This is a genomic window from Rhizobium indicum, assembly GCF_005862305.2.
GTDB lineage: Bacteria > Pseudomonadota > Alphaproteobacteria > Rhizobiales > Rhizobiaceae > Rhizobium > Rhizobium indicum.
On record NZ_CP054021.1, the window covers coordinates 4,874,982 to 4,898,730 of the forward strand.

The window sequence follows — 23,749 nt, forward strand, 5'->3', positions numbered from 1 at the left end:
GCTTCATCGTGTTTTGGGTCGTTATAAGCTCGCCTTGACCTTCTCGGCTACATCGACCGGCACCCATTTCGTCCACAGAGTCTCGTAATTGCGAAGGAAGTAGATCGCGGCATCCTCGTTGCTTTCGCGGTTTTCGTCCTGCCAGGCGAGCACCTGGTTGATCGTCGCATTGTCCCATTTGCGGGTCTTGAGATAGGTCGTGACAGGTCCGGTGCGGCTGGCGAAGGACCTGGTCATTAGTGTGAAGGCGCGCGAGACCGGGTAGGAATTGACCTCGGGCCTGGCGCAGCCGGCAACTGCGGTACAGCGGTCCCATTCGCTTTTGTTGTGGCCGACGCCGAAGCTCAGGCGCGTCATGTCGTATTTGCCGAGGATGGCGGTCGGCGCCCAGTAATAACCGAGCCAACCGATCTTGTTGTCGAAGGCGCGGGCAATCGACGCATCGAGCCGTTCGGGACTGCCGGTCTCGACAAGCTCGAAGCCTTTCTTGTCGGCGGCAAGCGCCTTGAACAGGTTGGTGGTCGATATCTGGCAGCTCCAGTCGGCGGGGCAGTTGTAAACTGCGCCTTTCGACGGGTCGTCTTCGGCGGGAAAGAGTTCGGGATGCTTGAGCGCGTCCTCGACCGAGCGGATGTCGGGGTGGGCGTCGGCGATGAATTTCGGGATCCACCAACCCTCGACGGCGCCGTCAGCCAGGATTTCGGCCCCCTGGACCAACCGGCCGCTATTGACGGCCTGATCGAGCAGGGACCTGACGGAATTGATCCAGTATTCCGAGGCGATGTCGGGGGTGCCTTTCTCATTCATCGAGGCGAAGGTCGGCAAGGTGTCGCCATCGACAATGGTGACGGAACAGCCGTATCCCTTTTCCAGGATGATCTTGTCGAAGCTCGCCGCAATGCCTGCCGAGGCCCATTTCATTTCGGCGATCGAAACGCTGCCGCATTCGGCGGCTTCGGCCGGCGCGACGGTAGAAAGAGCCGCGGCAAAGACGGCCGGAATCAGAAACGTCTTCATCGTCATTCCCCGAATTCTTCTTAGGCGGACGTGCAGCAGGCTCTGAAATTCACCGACAAATCCCTCCGGCACCCGAATGGAAAATGCCTGCCGGGGCGATACCGCAACAGGCTTTCCGGTTCATGGGCAAGCCATGTTCAACAATGGCGCGTTATGATGGAGCCTACGCGTTCGCTCGCAGAAATCAACCATCTTCTGCTCATGGTTGCGTGACTAAATTATTGAATTCGAAGAATTTATGTCAGCATTCCGAAATTGGCGCCCTCGGGCGAAAAGCACGCTCTTGGCGATCGGCAGCGGATCTTCGGCAGAAATTTCGGCGAGAATGTCAAAAAAGATCAAAATTAACATTTGCGTAAGCCTTCAATAACTCTCCGGTAAGAATGTGCCGTTATCAGTTGGGCGTGGCAGCAATGACCGCCGCTTCTCCGGTTCAGGTAGTGCGTACCGGAGAAAGCGAGCTTCGCCGTGTAAGGGCGAAGACGCCTGAGTTTTCGGCAAACCGCGCAGAGCCAAAGGCCATGCGCGGTTTTCGCGTTTGCGTGAGAACTTGCCCCAAGCCAAGTCTTGACCCGAGCCAAGCTTGACCCGAGGTTGCCGCCCATTGTAGGCCTCGCCTGAACGAGAGGCGAATGCGGGCCATCATGGCAAGAGCGATCATGCTGCAGGGAACCGGCTCCGATGTCGGCAAGACGGTGCTGGTTGCGGGCCTCTGCCGGCTGGCGGCCAATCGCGGGCTGACGGTCCGGCCGTTCAAGCCACAGAATATGTCGAACAATGCGGCGGTCGCCGATGACGGCGGCGAGATCGGCCGGGCGCAATGGCTGCAGTCGCTGGCCGCGCGCACGCCGTCCTCGGTGCACATGAACCCGGTGCTGCTCAAGCCGCAATCGGAAAATGGCAGCCAGATCATCGTCCAGGGCAGGGTGTTCGGACAGGCGAAGGGGCGGGACTACCAGCGGCTGAAGCCACAGCTGCTCGGCGCCGTGCTCGAAAGTTTCGAAAAAGTGGCTGCGGGCGCCGACCTCGTTATCGTCGAGGGCGCCGGATCGCCGGCCGAGATCAATCTCAGGGCCGGCGATATCGCCAATATGGGCTTTGCGACGCGGGCCGGCGTGCCTGTCGTGCTCGTTGGCGATATCGACCGCGGCGGTGTCATCGCCTCGCTGGTCGGCACGCATGCGATCCTCGAGGATGACGACCGGGCGATGATTGCGGGCTATATCATCAATAAATTCCGCGGCGACGTCTCGCTGTTTGACGACGGCATCCGCGCCATCGAAGGTTTTACCGGCTGGCCGTGTTTCGGCGTCGTGCCGTGGCTGCCGGGTGCTGCGCGCCTGCCGGCCGAGGATTCGGTCGTGCTTGAACGGTTGGCAAGGGGCGGCGCGCGCGCGCTGAAGATCGCCGTGCCGGTCCTGCCGCGCATCGCCAATTTCGACGATCTCGATCCGCTGAGGACTGAGCCGGATGTCGAGCTGGTCTTCGTACGATCAGGCGAGCGGATACCTGCCGATGCGGGCCTCGTTGTGCTTCCCGGTTCGAAATCGACGATATCGGATCTCGCCGACCTCAGGGCTGAGGGCTGGGACCGCGATCTCCAGGCGCATGTCAGGCGCGGCGGCCGGGTGATCGGCATCTGCGGCGGCTATCAGATGCTCGGCCGCATGGTGCATGATCCGCTCGGCATCGAGGGCGGGACGCTCGAGACGCCGGGGCTTGGGCTGCTCGACATCGAGACCGAGATGGCGCCGGAAAAGACCGTGCGCAACAGCCAGGCTCGCTCGACCGAATATGATGCGCCGCTTGCCGGCTACCAGATCCATCTCGGCATCACCCGCGGCCCGGATTGCGATCGGCCTTCGGCAATCATCGACGGCGCGCCCGACGGGGCGTTGTCGGCCGACGGTCGGATCATGGGCACCTATCTGCACGGCCTCTTCGGCAGCGACGCCTACCGCGCCCGGCTGCTTCAAAGCTTTGGGCTCTCGGGTGAGCGGAGGAATTACCGCGAGAGTGTCGACCAGGCGTTGGACGAGGTCGCGAGCGGGCTAGAGAAACATCTCGACCCGCGCTGGCTTGCGGGGCTGGTTGGATAGAGTAGTTCCGCTATCTCTGAAGCGAGCCGAGACTTCCCTCTTTAGGGTTTTGCCGATTCCCTAGCATCGTTTGGTGATTTGCCTGGAAAGGATATTTGCGCTTACGCAATTTACAATATGGTTATCGTATCCAATACTATTACCGGACGAGATGCGACAAAATTGCATATGGCTTTTGTTAAGAGGCCTTCATACGAAAAGAAGTCGTCGGAGGACATGAATTAAACGCTGTGAGCGAGCGCTCTTCACAGCCGTCGAAGGACAGTAACCTCCGTATGAGCAGCATCCCGCCTGGCATTGCAACGGTCCCGTTTAATCGGTCGACTCTGGTCTTCGAGTGCTTTGCCGCGTTGCGGCGTTTCATCGGATCTCCGCTGATCCGTCCCTGCTTCATCACGAACTTGCATTGGGTGGGAGCGTTTTGGGAGAGAGCGAGCCGGATGCCGAGCGCCGAGAGGAAGACGCTGCTGCGGCACCACAGACGTCGCTGTTTTTGCCGGTGCCGAGCGGACGCAGAATATCGTTTTCGCAGTGACGCCGAAGCTTGACCGAAATGCGGTGCTAGCGGATGGCTCAGATGTCCCGCGTTTACCCCGAATGTCAGCAACGGCTGAGGGAGGGGCGACGGCTATGTCCACCTCTTGCCAGGCCGGCTACAAAACTCATGGTGGTTCTCAGTGGTGGAAACAAAGAGCGAAGAAGATGGCGCCGGAAACACAATCCGCTCAACCCGATAATGGAGGTCCTTTAATGAGGTTATTCGCTAAGGTCATTAGCAACTTTAAGGATATTTTATCGGCGCGGAAATACGGAGGGGAGCTAATATACAGTATAGACATATCGGTGAACAAAAATAGAAGATCATGTATATACATAATAAAAGGAGGTGATGAAAATTATTACGGAATGATCCGTCTTCATGTAAATGAAGCGTCATTTCTTTATAAGATTTCCATCGATGAGCTGAAACTTCTTGCGATCGACATTCCAAAAGCACTCGATGCGGTAAAAACTGAAAAATCTCGAACGCTGGCACAAGGGCAATAAAAATGGGCTTCTCGTACTCGAGCAGCTTTCGGACGCAGAATTATCCTTTCCAGTTAGGAGGAGTAATATCAGGACAAGCATCGTATTGACGAAACGGTGACGGTGACAAGCGCCGATGGCCGCGGCAAGAGCGTAACCACCGATCTCGGCGGCGATGGGCTAACGGATCAGCTTGAGTATGAGTCGTTTATACTAACTATTTTGTCGATGTGTGCGGCTTATGGTTACGTTGTGGCGATTAATCCACTTTTTTCTATAACTGGGAAATCCAATAAAAATACTGAGATTGGAGATGACAATGAGCGGTAACGATCAACGAGACTCCTTTAGTGCAGCCGGTAATGCGATCGCCTTTTCCAGTTGGGCGTTTGACAATCCTCATGAAGTTTGAAGGAAGACCGCACGCATGATCTGACAGCAAGCAACTGGTCGCTTCCGCGGTGAGGTGCGCAGGGATCAAACTTGTACAAGAGTCACATTGCCTACATGCGACAAAATAGCCTCAGGACCAAAACGCACACAATATCACAGAGCCGTGATTTGACCGATAATTCTCTCCGATTAAACGTGAGGCACGCAAAACAAAATCACAGGTAGTCCTTTCTGGAAAGAATGATTACCCCACCTCTAAGTTATGAAATAACCAACTGGCGTTGACGAGCGGGGGCTCGGAGTAACCAATTCTTCTGCGCGTAGGGTCGCGGCGGGATTAGTCAGAGCCGGTTGTTTTAGGAACCTTTGTCAAAGCCGAAGGTAAACGTTCCTTTACAAGAAGAAGAGAGCCCCACCAATAAATGGAAACCCCTAAAAACCAATCAAAATAGTCAATATCTTGTGCGAGCTAGAGCGCATTTTTGGCGCTTTGCTTTTGCTCCGCACTGGATTTTCACGCCACGTCATCAACCGAGAGCGTCGCGGGTCAAAGTATCTTTCGTCAGCCTGGGCAACGGATTTTATCTCGTGTCGTACGACCCCGGGATTGTGATTGCAATATTTATACAGTCAATAGGATGTGATCTTCGTATGGGCAGCCTCGACCCCGGCATCGCAAATGCGGCCGCGCAACCGGTGGATTCCGGCCTGCGTGCTTTGTGCGGAATTGCAGCCTTTTACCGGATTGCTGCCGATCCGAACCAGCTTCATCATGAGCTTGCAATTGGCAGCGGGGTTGCTTCCGAGCTGGATCTTCTGCGGGCGGCATCAGCAGTCGGATTGAAGGCAAGGGCTGTCCGCGAATTGACCGAAGCACGCCTCAGAAATCTGCCTGTTCCCGCGATCGTGCATATGCCGGAAGGCACATTCGCCATTCTCGGCGGACCGACCCCGGCCGGCCGATACAGGGTCATTGATCCCGTAACACGCGCCGATCGTGAATTATCGGCAGCCGAGCTGCTGATCGAGACAGGTGCCCGCGCGCTTCTCGTGGCCCGGAAATTGGGAGGGGCAGGAACAGATCCCAGGACCTTCGGACTGAAATGGTTTCTGCCGTCCCTCTGGCGCTACCGCAAGCCACTTGCACACGTCCTCGTCGCCTCGCTCTTCGTTCAGATTTTTGCCCTGGTAACGCCGCTCTTCTTCCAGGTAGTCGTCGACAAGGTTCTCACGCACAAGGGCTATTCGACGCTGTTCGTTCTGGTCGCCGGAATTGCGATCATCGGTCTCTTCGATGTCGTCTTACAGTACCTGCGAACCTATGCGTTGTCGCACACGACCAACCGTATCGACGTCGAGCTGGGACAACGGCTTTTCCGTCACCTGCTTCGCTTGCCGCTCGACTATTTCGAAACGCGGTCTGCAGGCCAGACGGTCGCCCGTGTCCGGGAATTGGAAACGATCCGGAACTTCCTCACGGGGCAGGGGCTGTTTGCCGCAATCGACCTGGTATTCGCCATCGTCTTTCTCTGCATCCTGTGGCTCTACTCGTGGAGCCTGACGCTGATCGTTCTCGGCTCGATCCCGCTCTACGCCCTCGTTGGCTTTCTCGTGCGCCCACCGCTTCGCGACATGGTCAAGGAGAAGTTCAACCGTGGCGCGGTCAGCCAGCAGTTGCTCGTCGAGGCGATCATCGGCATACAGACCGTAAAAGCGGCGGCGGTCGAACCGGTCATGCAGGCGCAGTGGGAAGAAAAGCTCGCCGCCTACGTGAAGACTGCGTTTCAGACGACGCTGCTCGGCGCCGGCGGGCAGAACGTCATCCAGTACATCAGCAAGCTTACGACGGCGCTGCTGTTGCTGTTCGGTGCGCGCGCTGTCATCAACGGCGAGCTGTCGGTAGGCTCGCTCGTCGCCTTCAACATGATCGCCAGCCAGGCCACCGCACCCGTCCTCCGGCTCTCGCAGCTCTGGCAGGACTTCCAGCAAGTCCAGATCTCGATCGACCGTCTCGGCGACATTCTGAATACGCCGATGGAGCGAACGCCGGCAACGCGGCTTGCCCTTCCCGCTCCGAGAGGCCTCATCGAATTCAAGAATGTCAGTTTCCGCTACCGCCCCGGCGGTCAGGATATCCTGAAGAGCATCAACCTGCATGTCCGCCCAGGCGAGGTGGTCGGTATCGTCGGTGCTTCGGGGTCGGGTAAATCGACGCTGACGAAGCTCATCCAGAGGCTCTATCTTGCCAACGAAGGCCAAGTCTTGCTCGACGGGATGGATCTTTCGCAAATGGATCCGGCGTGGTTGCGAGGTCACATTGGCGTCGTTCTGCAGGAGAACCTGCTCTTCAATCGCACGATCCACGAGAATATCGCGCTCGCCAATCCCGCATTGCCGCGCGCCCAGGTCCTGGCGGTGGCCCGTCTTTCCGGTGCCGACGAATTCATATCGAAACTGCCGCAGGGCTATGACACCGTCATCGAGGAACGGGGCGCCAACCTGTCGGGTGGGCAGCGGCAGCGCATAGCCATCGCAAGGGCGCTCGCCACCAACCCGCCGCTCCTCATCTTCGACGAGGCGACGAGTGCCCTCGACTATGAAAGCGAGCGCGTCGTCCAGGAAAACATGCGCCACATCGTCCAGGGTCGAACCGTGATCATCATCGCCCATCGCCTTGCCGCCGTTCGAAACTGCCACAGGATTATCGGCATGGCAGACGGCCGGGTTGTCGAGATGGGAACGCATGACGAGCTTCTGCAAAAGAAGGATGGTCTCTTTGCGCGGCTCTGGACGTTGCAGCACGATACAAGGGTTCCGGCATGACTGTTGCCGCCCGCACCATCGCTGCCTCGCCTCCGCCGACACGGTCTAGATCCGACAACCAGTTCCTGGCGCCTGCACTCGAGGTACTTGAAACGCCGCCGTCCCCGGTCGGAACGGCGCTCCTTTTGATTATCTGTCTGCTCGCGGCCGTCGCGCTTGCCTGGGCATATCTCGGCAGGATCGACATCATCGCGACGGCACAGGGCAAAATCCAACCGGTCGGACGGGTCAAGGTCGTTCAGCCGCTTTACGGTGGCAAGGTCGTTGGTCTGCCGCCCGCCAATGGAACCGAAGTGCATCGCGGCGATGTGCTGTTCCAGCTGGACTCGACCGAAGCCATTGCCGACGAACGGGATGCCGAAACCGCGCTCGCGTCCGTTCAGGCAGAAGCCACGCGTCGGCGTGAGGCGCTTGTTGCCGGGGCTGCAGCGGGTGATCCGCGCGGCGCTCGCATCGACTGGGCAGCAGACGTGCCCGCGAAGCTTCGCAAACGGGAGGACGCCATTCTCGCCAGCGAGCTCGGTCAGCTCGACGCGTCGCTGACGTCATTGCGTTCCCAAATGCGCCAGAAGGAAGGGGAGCGAGACCACCTTCAGGATACGCTCGACGAGCAGGCGTCGCTCGTCGATACGCTACAACAGCGGGTCGCGATGCGCAACACGCTCGTCGGTGAGAACGCAGGGCCGATCGCCGGCGTCATCGACGCGACCGAAACCTTAAAGACGCAGCGGACACAGCTCGCGATCCAGAAGGGTCAACTTGCCGACGCCGTAGCCGGGATCGATGTCCTCGGCGCCGAGATCGAAAAGGCCCGCAGCACGTTCATCAGTGACCAGACCGAAAAACTCGGCGATGCCGAGCGGCAGGCCGAGGATCTCGAACAGCGCCTTGCAAAGAGCCGCGCCGAACTAGCGCAAATGACGGTGCGCAGCCCGATCGACGGCGTCGTCCAGGCCTCCGCGATCTCCACCGAAGGTCAGGTGGTGACGGCGGGCGAAGAGGTTCTGAGGGTCGTCCCTGCAGGGGCCACACTGGAACTCGAGGTTTATGTTCCCAATCGCGATATCGGCTTCGTTCATGTCGGCCAGCCGGCGGTGGTGAAGCTGGATGCCTTCCCGTTCACCCAATACGGCACGGTTCCGGCAACGATCACCAAGATAGCAACCGATGCCATTCCGGAGCCGGACGCCGAGCGCCGAGAGGAAGACGCTGCTGCCGCACCGCAAACTTCGCTGTTTGCGGGTGCCGAGCGGACACAGAACCTCGTTTTCGCGGTGACGCTGAAGCTTGAGCAAAATGCGGTGCAGGCGGATGGCGCGGATGTTTCGCTTTCACCGGGAATGTCGGCAACGGCCGAGGTCAGAACCGGTTCGAGGCGGATACTGGCCTACGTGTTTTCGCCTCTCGTTGAAGTGGCGAGCGATGCAATGAAGGAGCGGTAATTTGATAAAAGCAATGCGCCCCCGCAGCAACCGAGATGGTCGGTATTTTCCGTCGTCTCGTCATATTGATGGAGGATCCGAGCGTGAACGGTGATTTTGTACCTGCAAGCCCGCTTTCCCCGATCGGGCCCGTCCCCATCGTCCTGTTTCTGATCTTCCTGTTCTTAGTAGGTCGAATTCTACTTCGACGAAGCATTATTAGCTTAGATAGCGTTTTCGCGATTCTGATGGTCGCGGTGACAATTTCATCTCTCGCGTTATTTCACCGATTTCGAGCCCCTGACTATCTGCTCATCTTCTTGGTTGCGCAGATTGTAATCGCTTTGATCTTCTTCCCGATCGCCTGGTGGATGGCCCGTCGCGCTAAGGTGACTGATGAGGGATTTTTTTACCGACTCAGCAAGGTCCCGGTTGAAAGGAATATAAAGAGCGCATCGGTGGCGGCTTCAGTAGTAATAACGGCCTGCCTCGTCATATATGTCTCTGATTACAGATTAACTACGCCCTGTGAAAATGCGAAGTGTTATGCGATAGACTTTTTTATAGGATCCAGGGATAGCGGCTTCTTTAATCTTTACATGGCAAACATCTTAACGTCATTATTCTTTATTTTGTTTTTTGTGCATCTATATCACATCTATCGCAAGACAATAAAAGATCGCGAGAATTCCTGATGAACACTCTCAGTGTCACGTTCAGTTTCGATGACCTCAAGAACGAGTTCGATCAATTCAATAAAGAAGTTGGCAGAGCGGCATTTGCTGTTCAGTCGTTTATGGCCTACACAATCTCCGCAACTTACGCGGAAAGTACGCGCACTACCAAGCAATTGGGAATAAACGACATAGCTTCGGAGCTCGCCAACGGTGAGTTCGACCACATAGCGACGGCTGTCTCGGCGGACTCATCGATCAGTTCCTACGCGCGCATGGCGGCACGTTCTGATCTGCTGACCAAAAGTCTTCTCCCGGTGGACGCAATCTTCGATATCCTGTCCCATGATAAGCAATCGGCTCTGAATCGGTCTGTGGGAATTTACGTCGACGACAGCATAGCGCTCTCCGCTGGCCGCCTCGCAGTATCGCTCGCAAGCGGGGTGGCGGAAGTATCAGCCGCAGAAAATCCAGTCACTTTCGCTATTTTGGGAGGCGCAGCGGCACTCGCCTACAGTGAAGGACTCGGTCCTTCCGTTCGAAACTACGTCGCCGGACAACTCGACGCGCTGGACGAAGCCAAGTATTATGCAACCCAAGACTACAACGAGAAACAACTCGCCGCAGCAGTTCTCGATCGGCTCGGCATATCGCAGGCACCGTTATTAGATGCGGACACACTCGACGTGTACGACCCTTATGCTGGTCTTAGCGTCAGCAGTGGATTCGGATTGCCCGCGAACCAGGTGGCATCTACCGACTTTGCAGCCGATCCCAGCAGTAATTTCACCGACCCGGCGAATTTTGGCTTCACCACTCTAAGCAATACACCGAAATCTTGGGACTACTTCTATACGGACGACTGGACCAACGGCGGCTCCGATAATAGTGACTCCGCCCCCTCGATATCCGGCTCTTCATCAAGCAGCGAAGACATGGGTGACAATTACAGTTCGGATGACAGCGACGGACCGTCACAATCATCGTCTGGCGGGCAAAGCAGCCGCTCGACCGATAGGCAGGAAGACTATCTTGGAGGGCTCAATATCGGCGACTACGAGCCTCCCCGCGATGCAACGCCAGACGTTGGCCCGCCTTCCTATGACGCCAACGGGAATTTTCCGGAGATCGACGACGGCGTCGGCGAAGATGATGAAGATCCAAGTGATGATGACGACGACAGTGGCGACGACGAACCAATCGTTCTCGACCTGGACGGCAACGGCATAAAGCTGACGCAGCAGACCTCGTCGATCACCTATTTCGACATGGCCGGGGATGGCAAGAAGCATCTGACCGCATGGGCAGCGGCCGGCGACGGCGTGTTGGCGATCGATGCGAACGGCGACGGCAAGATCGACCAGAAGAGCGAGATCGACTTTACGGCATGGGACCCGACGGCGGCGACCGACATGCAGGCGCTGCGCGATGTCTTCGACACCAATCATGATGGGAAGCTCGATGCCGGCGACAGCCGTTTTGCCGACTTCAAGGTCGTCGTCACGCAGGCCGATGGCACGCAACAGCTGAAAACCCTTTCGGACCTTGGTATCACGTCGATCGATCTTATCTCGAACAACCAGGCAACCACTCAGCCCGACGGCTCTGCCATCAGCGGCACCGCGACATTCCAGCGAAGCAACGGTTCGACCGGCACGGCGGCGGACGTGTCGCTGGCCTTCGACAAGACCGGCGTCGTCACGTCAACCTCGACGTCGCACTCCGCAGACGGGTCGACCGTCATCGACACGAAGGTCAGCGGCACTGATGGAAGCCTTCAGTCCGAGCGCATCCTGACAACCTCGGCAGACGCTCGGACCCGCACCCTGACGACCGATACGGATGGCGACGGCATCATCGACGAGCGGCAAACCGATGTGATCACCGTTGCAAGCGACGGCAGTCGGACGGAGGTGCTCGCCGACTTTGATCATGGCGGCTCGATCCTGACCGACCGCACGACCACAGTGACCAGCGCTGACGGCAAACTCGTTACCATCTCCAGAGATCAGACGGGAGGCGGCTTTACCACCCAGCGGGAGACCGATGCCACCGCAGCGAACGGTACGCTGACCGTTACAGTGACCGATCTGAATGCCGATGGCTCGGAGAAGGATCAGACGACAACGATAACCAGTGCGGATGGTTTGACAAAGACGAAGACCGTGGACTCCACAGGACGCGGCATCGTCGATGCCACCACGACCGATATGATATCGGTGGCGAACGGCGGAGCACGAACTGAAGACGTCAGCGAATATGCCGGCACGGGTACGGCAGGCGCCAGCCGTATCGACGAAACGGTGACGGTGACAAGCGCCGATGGCCGCAGCAAGAGCGTAACCACCGATCTCGACGGCGATGGGCTAACGGATCAGCTTCAGTCAAACGTCATTGTCGTCAACACCGATGGTACGTCCGAGGCCACGCAGATTGTGAAGAGCGCTGACGGAACCCTGCTCAGCAAGACCGTCACGACGCTCACCGCCGACTCCCTCGTTCGTTCAACCAACACGGATGCCGACGGTGACGGTGCCTTCGAACTGACCCACCAGGACAGCACTGTGATTGCCGCCGATAGCAGCCGGGTCGAAACTGTCACTGACAAGAACGACGATCTGACGTTGCGGAATCGAACAGTGACGGCCTGGAGCGCAGATGGGCGCAGCAGGACGGTTCAGACCGATGCGAATGGTGACGGAGGATCCGATTCCGTCGAAACGATCGTGGTGGCCGGCGACGGAACGATCACGGATACGCTCTCGACCTTCAACCCGGCAGGAACCGTTTTATCATACGAGACGGTGACGACGACGTCGGCCGATGGATTGTCAAAGAACATACGGTCCGATGAGAATGGCGACGGGAGTTTCGACAAGCAATTGGATACCGCGACCGTCATCAACACCGACGGCTCCTCGACGACCACGGTTACGAACTGGAACGGCGATCACAGTGTCCAGACGGGCAAGACCATAACCACGGTCAGCGCCGACGGAAAAACCACCATCGTCGATACTTATCTTGGCGCCGGCAGTTCGAAAGATACTTCAGAACGAGATACGACCGTACTGAATGCAGACGGTTCCCAGACGCATATGGTCGTCAAAGCCGCTGGCGCCACGTCGGCGCAAATCGGCAAGACGGTCACCGTCACCAGCGCCGACCGCCGGAACGTCACGACCAGCACCTATCTCGATCAGTTCTCCAGTCCCGAACAGGTCACGATTTCAAACATCGCCGCCGATGGCAGCGAAACGACCTCGTCGTCGACTTACAGCGCCGATGGACAGCATTTGCTCCAATCTTCGTTGACGACGACGAGCGCCGATCGCCTGACGACCATTGCCACGACGGACAGCGATGGGGATGGAGACATCGACCGGCACAGCAGCGACGTGATGGTGCTCAACGCGGACGGAAGCCGGGTTGAGACTGTCTCCGATTATGCCGGCACGGCTGTTGCTGCCGCCAATCTGACCGACAGGCGCGTGACCACCACGAGCGCGAATGGCCGCCAGATCACCGTTCAGTCCGATCTCGATGGCGACGGAACCTTTGACAGCGTGACCCGTGACGTCACTTCCTTTAACCCGGACGGGTCGAAGGTGGAGATAGTTTCGGACTATGCGGGCAACGGCACGACGCTTGTCGATCGAAACACCATCACGACAAGCCATAGCGGATATAGCAAGGTGACGACGCTCGATGCCGATGGTGACGGACTTGTCGACACGACCGTGACCGACGTCACGGCGCTTAACGCCGACGGCTCGACCACCGAAGTGATCACGGTTGAAGACGGCTCTGCACTCCGCAGCAAGGTGGTAACGATCGAGCAGGCAGACGGCCGAACGAAAACGTTCGATACGGATGCGAACGGCGACGGCGGGTTCGACACCGTCGAGGCGGTCACTGTTGCCGCCGACGGTAGCACGATCGATAGTGTCTCGACCTTCAGCCCGGACGGAACGATCCTCGAAAAACGCGTCGTCACGACGACGTCGGCCGACGGTCTTGTAAAGACGGTGGAAACTGATGCCGATGGCGACGGCGACTTCGACAGCCGGTCGGTGACGGCAACCACGACAAATGCCGACGGGTCATCGACGGTCACCATTACTCGCAGCAACGGGAATGGAAGCACGCAGACCGGAAAGACCGTGACGACGATCGGCGCGGATGGTCAAACACTCACGACCGACACCTATATCGGCAGCGACTCCGCCGTCGACAAAACGGTTCACGAGGCCCGCACGCGCAATGCAGACGGTAGTATCCTCGACATTCAGGACGGTGTCGCCGGTGTCAATCGCCTGAAATACGTCCATACGCTGACGACAGCGAGCGCCGATGGCCGCAGCAGTACAAGTGATCTCTCGAACGGTATTCCGCCAACCAATGCGCAGACGACCGTCAACTCGGTCAATAGCGATGGTTCGCAGGTCACGATCGTCGAAAGCTACGGCATCAACAATCCGGTCGCGTTCAACGAAATCAAGACGACGACCGTCAGTGCCGACGGGTTGACGAAAACGGTGAAGAACGATTTCACCAACAGCGATGACACCGACTCATACAGCGAAACGATTTTCGATGGGACGGTGCTCAACGCCGACGGCTCGCGTACCGAGACGCTGCGCGATACCAATACAACAGGCCAGGTTATCGACCAGGTCATCAAGACGACCTCGACCAATGGCGACCTTGTCACCCAGCAGTGGAGCGGCAATCATAGCTGGGCGACAAGCGCGCTTACGGTCCGCAATAGCGATGGCAGTACCACGACCACGACGAGCGCCGGCACGGCGCTGTCGGGTTCCGGCGTCACGGGGCTCGTCGACCAGGAGGTCCAGACGGTTTCGGCAAACGGCCTGACAAAGACCACTGCGATCGCGCTCTCAACGAAGAATGCGAAGACCGATACCTCGATCCAGAATGTCGACGGCAGCAAGACGGAGACTGTCCAACTTTCGAATACGGTCACCGGCCATCTGCTGCGTTCGGAGACGACCGCAGATAGCGCCGACGGCCTGTCGCATACGGAGAGCCGAGACAGCGATGGCGACGGCGTTGCCGATCACAGCGAAACGACTGTGACAGCCGGCAATGGTGTCAAGACGACGACGATCTCCAATTTCAATTCCGACGGCACTCTCAAGGATCGCTCGACGACGTCAGCCAGTGCGAACGGTCTGGAGACCGATTACAGTTTCGATTCGGACGGGGACGGCGTGATCGATCGCAGGCGAACGGATGTTGCCGTTCTCAACCCGGACGGCAGCCGTACCGAGACCATTACCGATCTCGCCCCCGATGGTATTGCCGTCCTCGACAAGGTGACCAGCACCACGAGCGCCGATGGGCTGAGCAAGACACAACTCTCTCAGCTCGACGCAGCCGGACGTGTCTCGGAATCACAGATCGACACCACGGCCGTCGATGCCAATGGAGAACTGGTCGAGTCGAGCACGACCAGTTACCAGGACGGCAGCAAGCGCAGCGGCTTTGTCCGTTTGACGAGTGCAGACGGACTCGAAATCGTCACCGATTTCGATCACGATGGTGACGGCGTCATCGACGAGAGCCAGCTGTTCAACACCGATGCGGCAGGAAACACCTATCAGTCGCTCGACTATCCGACCGGAAAGTCCTGGCGCACGGGGGCCGCGGACAGTTCGGCCGACGGCTTCGTTATCAACGTCGATGACGACGGGCGCAGCACCGACGTAACGATTTTGTCGCCGGACACGCCGTCCGATCCAACGAGCGCGCCTACCGATCTCGGCGACGAGTTCATCTCGGTCTCCGCCGAGGCGAACGGCTCCTATAGCTGGGAAGCGGTTTCGACAACCGGTTCGGTCACTGCCTATGTCCGGCACGGGATCGATCCGGATGGTATCGATACCATCACCTGGTCGAATGTGCGTGGTCTCAGCGGATCGGCGCAAATCGAGATGACCGAGGAAAACCTCGACGTCGCCGAGATGCAGCGGATCTACGATGTCGTCTTCGACCGCGACATGCAGAACTCCGAGCGCGAGCAGCTAGGGACCTACCTGACCCAGGGTGCGCTCAATACGACGCAACTTGCGACCGACCTCATCGCAAGCGCAGCCTTCACGTCGAACTACGGGACCTTGTCGAACGTAGGCTTCGTCGAAGTGCTCTATCAGAACGCCTATGGACGCAATGCATCCGTCAGTGAGATGCAAACATGGCTCGGCAAGCTGAGCTCCGGCGGCATTACGCGGGCGGGCCTGGTCCTTGCGATTTCGGAGAGCGCCGAACATCAGGTCGTCGGCAATGACCACGTCACGACCAATGTGACTTCGGGCAAATATCTACATTCGACAGACAAGGCCGCGGCGACCGAAACTGTTGATCGTCTTTATCGTGTCCTGCTCGGCCGCGATCCGTCAGGAAGCGAAGCCGCCACGAAGGCAACCGCAATCACCGGCGGTACCGAAACCCAGTTCCAGGTCGCCAATGACATTCTGGCCTCCTCGGCTTTCACGACGCTCTATGGCGGCCTGTCAACGGCAGATCTCGTCAATCAGCTCTTCCTCAATGCCCTCGGCAGGGTGCCGACCGCGTCGGAGGCATCTTTCTGGATGTCAGCACTCGGATCCGGCACCACCAAGGCTGACTTCGCGGTCGCTCTTGCGGTCAATCAGTCCTATCTGTCATCGACGACGGGGAGCGGCATCGACGTTGTCGGCACCGCCGGCACCGATATTCTGACGGGCGGGACCGGCGACGACACGATCGATGGCGCGGCCGGCAACGATGTGATCCTCGGCTTCGCCGGAAATGATACGATTGTCGGGGGAGCGGGTGCCGATACGATGATCGGCGGCGCTGGCGACGACACCTATGTCGTCGACAATGCGGGCGATGTGGTCACGGAGAATGCCGGCGAGGGCAATGATACGGTGAAGACGGCGCTGGCGAGCTACACGCTCGGCGCCAATGTCGAGAACCTCGTCTACACCGGGACGGCAGCCTTCACCGGCACCGGCAACGAGCTTGCCAATGCGATCACGGGCGGGGCAGGCGCCGATACGCTCGACGGCGGGGCGGGGGCCGACACGCTGACCGGCGGCGCTGGCAACGACACCTATGTCGTCGACAATGCAGGCGACGTGGTGGTCGAAGCAGCCGGGGCCGGGACCGACACGATCAAGACCACGCTCAACAGCTATTCGCTGGCATCTCTAGCGAATGTCGAGAACCTGACCTTCACCGGCACGGGTGACTTCATCGGGTCAGGCAATGCTGCGGTCAATGTGATCACCGGTGCCGCCGGCAACGATATCCTGGACGGCGGCGCAGGTGCCGACACGATGGTCGGCGGTGCGGGCAACGACATCTATATCGTCGACAATACAGGCGATGTGGTGACGGAAGCGGCCAGTGCCGGGACCGACACGATCGAGACGAGCCTGGCGATCTACTCGCTGGCCGCACTCGCCAATGTCGAGAACCTCACTTACACCGGCACAACGGCCTTCACCGGCACCGGCAATGCGTCTGCGAACGTCATCACCGGTGGAGCCGGCAACGATACGCTCGACGGCGGAGCAGGTGCCGACACGCTGATCGGCGGCACCGGCGACGACATCTATGTCGTCGACAATGCCGGTGATGTGATCACGGAGAATGCCGGCGAGGGCACCGACACGGTCAAGACGGCGCTCGCCTCCTACACGCTGGCCGCCAATGTCGAGAACCTGGTCTATACAGGCACCGGAACGTCGGCGATCTTTGCCGGCACAGGTAATGCGCTCGACAACGTCATCACCGGAGGTGCGAATGCCGACACGCTGTCTGGCGGGGCGGGCAATGACACGCTGGACGGCGGGGCCGGAGCAGACCACCTGATCGGCGGCACTGGCGACGACATTTATGTCGTCGACAATGCCGGCGATGTGGTGACGGAGAATGCCGGCGAAGGCAATGACACGATCAGAACGAGCCTGGCGACCTATTCGCTGGCCTCGCTCGCCAATGTCGAGAACCTGGCCTACACCGGGACCGCTGCCTTCACCGGCACCGGCAATGCCGTGGCCAATATCATTACCGGCGGCTCGGGCAACGATACGCTCGACGGCGGCGCGGGGGGCGACACGCTGACCGGCGGAGCGGGCAACGACACCTACATTGTCGACGATGCGGGCGATGTGGTCGTGGAAGCGGCGGGCGGCGGCACCGACATCGTCAAGACGGTGCTTGCAAGCTATACGCTGGCAGCCAATGTCGAGAACCTCACCTATACCGGATCGTCAGCCTTTGCCGGCACCGGCAACGAGCTCGCTAATGCGATCACGGGTGGCGCTGGTGCCGATACGCTTGCGGGCGGAGCCGGCAACGATACGCTCGATGGCGGCGCAGGTGCCGACACGCTGATCGGTGGCAGCGGTGACGACACCTATATCGTCGACAATGCCGGCGATGTCGTCACCGAGAATGCCGACGAGGGCACCGATACGGTCAAGACCTCGCTGACCACCTATACGCTCGGCGCCGATGTCGAGAACCTGACCTATACGGGCACGGCGGCCTTCACCGGCACCGGCAATGCGCTCGACAACCTCATCACCGGTGGGACCGGCGCCGATCACCTGGCAGGTGGCCTCGGCAACGACACCTATGTCGTCGACAATGCTGGCGACGTGGTGACGGAGAATACAGGCGAGGGCATCGACACGGTCAGGACCTCGCTTGCCAGCTACACGCTGGCCGCCAATGTCGAGAACCTGATCTATACTGGTGCTGCAGCCTTTGCCGGGACCGGCAATGGCCTCGACAACATGATCACCGGCGGTGCCGGCGCCGACACGCTGACGGGTGGGGCCGGCAACGACACGCTCGACGGCGGGGTTGGTGCCGACAAGCTGATCGGCGGCACGGGCGACGATACCTATGTCGTCGATAATGCCAGCGACGTGGTGACCGAGAATGCCGGCGAGGGCACCGACACGATCAGAACGAGCCTGGCGACCTATTCGCTGGCCGCGCTCGCCAATGTCGAGAACCTGACCTACACCGGCACGGCCGCCTTCACCGGCACCGGCAATGCGTCTGCGAACATCATCACCGGTGGAGCCGGCAATGACACGCTCGACGGCGGAGCCGGTACCGACACGCTGATTGGCAGCACCGGCGATGACACTTATGTCGTCGACAATGCCGGCGATATCGTCGTCGAGAACACCGGCGAAGGCATGGACACCATCAAGACATCCCTCACAAGCTATACACTCGGGGCCAATGTCGAAAACTTGACCTTCACAGGAACGGTGGCCTTTACCGGCACGGGTAACGAGCTCGACAACGTCATCACTGGTGGGACCGGCGCCGACCATCTCATTGGCGGGCTTGGAAACGACACCTATGTCATCGACAATGCCGGCGACGTGGTTACTGAGAATGCCGGCGAGGGCAATGATACGGTGAAGACGGCGCTTGCGAGCTACACGCTCGGTGCCAATGTCGAGAGCCTCGTCTACACCGGGACGGCAGCCTTTGCCGGCACCGGCAACGAGCTTGCCAATACGATCACGGGTGGGGCGGTCGCCGATACGCTCGACGGCGGAGCGGGTGCGGACACGCTGACGGGCGAGGCTGGCAACGACATCTATGTCGTCGACAATATCGGCGACGTGGTGGTGGAGGCCGCGAGCGCCGGCACGGACACGATCAAGACCACGCTGAACAGCTATTCGCTGGCGTCGCTGGTCAATGTCGAGAACCTGACCTTCACCGGATCGGGCGACTTCACCGGGTCAGGCAATGCCGCGGTCAACGTCATCACCGGTGGCACCGGCAATGACATCCTCGACGGCGGAGCAGGTGCAGACACGCTAGTCGGCGGCGCGGGCAACGATATCTATATCGTCGACAATGCTGGCGATGTGGTGACGGAAGCCGCAAGTGCGGGAACCGACACGATCGAGACGAACCTTGCGACCTATTCGCTTGCGAGCCTGGCCAATGTCGAGAACCTGACTTTTGCCGGTACCACACCCTTCACCGGCACCGGCAATGCGTCGGCGAACGTCATCACCGGTGGAGCCGGCAACGATACGCTCGACGGCGGAGCCGGTGCCGACACGCTGATCGGCGGCACCGGCGACGATATCTACGTTGTCGACAACGCCGGCGACATCGTCACCGAGAATGCCGGTGAAGGCACAGACACGGTCAAGACTGCACAGACGAGCTATACGCTTGGATCGAATGTCGAGAACCTGGTCTATACCGGGACGACGGTTGCCTTTGCAGGCACCGGCAACGAGCTCGACAATGTCATCACTGGTGCCTCGGGTGCCGACACGCTAACCGGCGGCGCCGGTAACGACACACTCGATGGTGGAGCAGGAGCAGACCACCTGATCGGCGGCACTGGCGACGACATTTATGTCGTCGACAATGCGGGCGACGTGGTGACGGAGAATGCCGGTGAAGGCAATGATACGGTGAAGACGGCGCTGGCGAGCTACACGCTCGGCGCCAATGTCGAGAACCTCGTCTACACCGGGACGGCAGCCTTCACCGGCACCGGCAACGAGCTTGCCAATGCGATCACGGGCGGGGCAGGCGCCGATACGCTCGACGGCGGGGCGGGGGCCGACACGCTGACCGGCGGCGCTGGCAACGACACCTATGTCGTCGACAATGCAGGCGACGTGGTGGTCGAAGCAGCCGGGGCCGGGACCGACACGATCAAGACCACGCTCAACAGCTATTCGCTGGCATCTCTAGCGAATGTCGAGAACCTGACCTTCACCGGCACGGGTGACTTCATCGGGTCAGGCAATGCTGCGGTCAATGTGATCACCGGTGCCGCCGGCAACGATATCCTGGACGGCGGCGCAGGTGCCGACACGATGGTCGGCGGTGCGGGCAACGACATCTATATCGTCGACAATACAGGCGATGTGGTGACGGAAGCGGCCAGTGCCGGGACCGACACGATCGAGACGAGCCTGGCGATCTACTCGCTGGCCGCACTCGCCAATGTCGAGAACCTCACTTACACCGGCACAACGGCCTTCACCGGCACCGGCAATGCGTCTGCGAACGTCATCACCGGTGGAGCCGGCAACGATACGCTCGACGGCGGAGCAGGTGCCGACACGCTGATCGGCGGCACCGGCGACGACATCTATGTCGTCGACAATGCCGGTGATGTGATCACGGAGAATGCCGGCGAGGGCACCGACACGGTCAAGACGGCGCTCGCCTCCTACACGCTGGCCGCCAATGTCGAGAACCTGGTCTATACAGGCACCGGAACGTCGGCGATCTTTGCCGGCACAGGTAATGCGCTCGACAACGTCATCACCGGAGGTGCGAATGCCGACACGCTGTCTGGCGGGGCGGGCAATGACACGCTGGACGGCGGGGCCGGAGCAGACCACCTGATCGGCGGCACTGGCGACGACATTTATGTCGTCGACAATGCCGGCGATGTGGTGACGGAGAATGCCGGCGAAGGCAATGACACGATCAGAACGAGCCTGGCGACCTATTCGCTGGCCTCGCTCGCCAATGTCGAGAACCTGGCCTACACCGGGACCGCTGCCTTCACCGGCACCGGCAATGCCGTGGCCAATATCATTACCGGCGGCTCGGGCAACGATACGCTCGACGGCGGCGCGGGGGGCGACACGCTGACCGGCGGAGCGGGCAACGACACCTACATTGTCGACGATGCGGGCGATGTGGTCGTGGAAGCGGCGGGCGGCGGCACCGACATCGTCAAGACGGTGCTTGCAAGCTATACGCTGGCAGCCAATGTCGAGAACCTCACCTATACCGGATCGTCAGCCTTTGCCGGCACCGGCAACGAGCTCGCTAATGCGATCACGGGTGGCGCTGGTGCCGATACGCTTGCGGGCGGAGCCGGCAACGATACGCTCGATGGCGGCGCAGGTGCCGACACGCTGATCGGTGGCAGCGGTGACGACACCTATATCGTCGACAATGCCGGCGATGTCGTCACCGAGAATGCCGACGAGGGCACCGATACGGTCAAGACCTCGCTGACCACCTATACGCTCGGCGCCGATGTCGAGAACCTGACCTATACGGGCACGGCGGCCTTCACCGGCACCGGCAATGCGCTCGACAACCTCATCACCGGTGGGACCGGCGCCGATCACCTGGCAGGTGGCCTCGGCAACGACACCTATGTCGTCGACAATGCTGGCGACGTGGTGACGGAGAATACAGGCGAGGGCATCGACACGGTCAGGACCTCGCTTGCCAGCTACACGCTGGCCGCCAATGTCGAGAACCTGATCTATACTGGTGCTGCAGCCTTTGCCGGGACCGGCAATGGCCTCGACAACATGATCACCGGCGGTGCCGGCGCCGACACGCTGACGGGTGGGGCCGGCAACGACACGCTCGACGGCGGGGTTGGTGCCGACAAGCTGATCGGCGGCACGGGCGACGATACCTATGTCGTCGATAATGCCAGCGACGTGGTGACCGAGAATGCCGGCGAGGGCACCGACACGATCAGAACGAGCCTGGCGACCTATTCGCTGGCCGCGCTCGCCAATGTCGAGAACCTGACCTACACCGGCACGGCCGCCTTCACCGGCACCGGCAATGCGTCTGCGAACATCATCACCGGTGGAGCCGGCAATGACACGCTCGACGGCGGAGCCGGTACCGACACGCTGATTGGCAGCACCGGCGATGACACTTATGTCGTCGACAATGCCGGCGATATCGTCGTCGAGAACACCGGCGAAGGCATGGACACCATCAAGACATCCCTCACAAGCTATACACTCGGGGCCAATGTCGAGTTCCTCACCTATACCGGGACTGCCGCCTTCACAGGGACCGGCAACGAACTCAGCAACACGCTGACGGGCGGCGCCGGCGCCGATACGCTTGTTGGCGGCGGCGGTGATGATTTCCTCGACGGTGGGGCGGGAGCCGATCATCTGATCGGCGGCATCGGCGACGATGACTATGTGGTGGACAATGTCGGCGACGTGGTGACGGAAAATGCCGGCGAGGGAAGCGATACGATCTTCACAACGCTTGCGACCTATTCATTGGCAGGCGTCGCCGATGTTGAGAACCTGACCTACACCGGGACGGCGGCGTTTAACGGTACAGGCAACGCGCTGAATAACGTCATCAGGGGTGGCGATGGTGTAAACATTCTGGATGGTGGCGCCGGTGACGACACATTGATGGGCGGCTTTGGCAACGACACCTTCATCGTTGACAGCCTGAACGACGTAATCATCGAAAATGCCGGAGCCGGGACCGATGTGATCAAGACGGCGCTTGCCAGCTACTCGCTGGCCGCAATCAGCAATGTCGAAAACCTCATCTATACCGGGGCCGCTGATTTCATGGGGACGGGCAATGAGCTTGCCAATACGATTACTGGCGGCGTTGGCAACGATGTCCTGGATGGGGGAGCCGGCATCGATACGCTGATCGGCGGTGCGGGCAATGATACCTACATCGTCGACAAAGCCGGCGATGTGGTCACCGAAGCTGCCAACGCCGGGATTGATACGATCAAGACGGCGCTCGCCAGCTATACTCTGGCCTCGCTCACGAATGTCGAGAACCTCGTCTATACCGGCTCCTCGGATTTCGTGGGAACCGGAAATGCGTCTGCGAACGTCATCTCGGGCGGGTCGGGCAATGACACGCTTGATGGTGGAGCCGGCGCCGATACGCTGACGGGTGGTACCGGAAATGACATTTATGTCGTCGACAATATTGGCGACATCATCGTCGAGAATGCCGGCGAAGGAACCGATACGGTCAAGACGTCTCTGACGAGCTATACGCTTGGATCGAATGTCGAAAACCTGACCTATACCGGAACGGCGGCGTTCACCGGCACCGGCAACGCGCTCGATAATGTCATAACCGGCGGCAGCGGCGCCAATCGACTGTCAGGTGGTGGGGGTGACGACATCTTGATCGGCGGCGCGGCTGCGGACACGTTCGCCTATGGCGCCAACGGTGGCATAGATACGATCGTGGGCTTTACCGCTTCCGGAACTGCCCACGATGTGCTCGCTGTCGATAGCTCGGTCTTCGCCGACTGGGCGCATCTTTTGGCTGCCTCCACACAATCGGGCAGCGACATGATCATCACGGCAGACTCGGACGACAAGATCATCCTCAAGAACGTGGCGGTTGCGAGCCTGCAGCCGGCGAACGTTCAGTTCCTGTGAGGAGGAAAGGGGCAATCATCCGGCATGTCAGAACCTGGCTGGTCTATCGAGTGCAGTGGAGCGCG

Annotated in this window: 7 protein-coding genes; 6 read left to right on the top strand and 1 reads right to left on the bottom strand. The window is 59.7% G+C overall.

Annotation, left to right across the window (positions count from 1 at the left end; all coding sequences use genetic code 11):
- Nucleotides 1-21: 21 nt before the first annotated feature.
- Nucleotides 22-1,023 (bottom strand): glycine betaine ABC transporter substrate-binding protein, encoded by a 1,002-nt coding sequence (locus tag FFM53_RS23785; RefSeq protein WP_173883635.1) that lies wholly within the window; start codon nucleotides 1,021-1,023, stop codon nucleotides 22-24.
- 638 nt (nucleotides 1,024-1,661) lie between these two features.
- Between FFM53_RS23785 and FFM53_RS23790 the strand changes: the two genes are divergently transcribed.
- From FFM53_RS23790 to FFM53_RS23815, 6 genes are all read left to right on the top strand, one after another.
- Nucleotides 1,662-3,116 (top strand): cobyric acid synthase, encoded by a 1,455-nt coding sequence (locus FFM53_RS23790; protein ID WP_138387509.1) that lies wholly within the window; start codon nucleotides 1,662-1,664, stop codon nucleotides 3,114-3,116.
- 531 nt (nucleotides 3,117-3,647) lie between these two features.
- A complete protein-coding gene (locus FFM53_RS36490) occupies nucleotides 3,648-4,163 on the top strand; it encodes a hypothetical protein (protein ID WP_246413055.1) in 516 nt (171 codons plus the stop codon).
- Between the two features lie 1,023 nt (nucleotides 4,164-5,186).
- Nucleotides 5,187-7,358, top strand: a complete 2,172-nt coding sequence (locus tag FFM53_RS23800; protein WP_173883648.1) for a peptidase domain-containing ABC transporter — start codon at nucleotides 5,187-5,189, stop codon at nucleotides 7,356-7,358.
- Entirely contained in the window at nucleotides 7,355-8,800 is a 1,446-nt protein-coding gene (locus FFM53_RS23805) for an HlyD family type I secretion periplasmic adaptor subunit (protein WP_138387465.1), read from the top strand. Before FFM53_RS23800 ends, FFM53_RS23805 begins: the two co-directional genes overlap by 4 nt.
- Before the next feature lie 35 nt (nucleotides 8,801-8,835).
- Nucleotides 8,836-9,474, top strand: a complete 639-nt coding sequence (locus FFM53_RS23810) for a hypothetical protein (protein ID WP_138387466.1) — start codon at nucleotides 8,836-8,838, stop codon at nucleotides 9,472-9,474.
- 2,189 nt (nucleotides 9,475-11,663) lie between these two features.
- Nucleotides 11,664-23,684, top strand: coding sequence for a DUF4214 domain-containing protein (locus tag FFM53_RS23815; RefSeq protein WP_425504959.1), 12,021 nt, complete (start codon nucleotides 11,664-11,666; stop codon nucleotides 23,682-23,684).
- The last annotated feature ends 65 nt before the right edge of the window (nucleotides 23,685-23,749 follow it).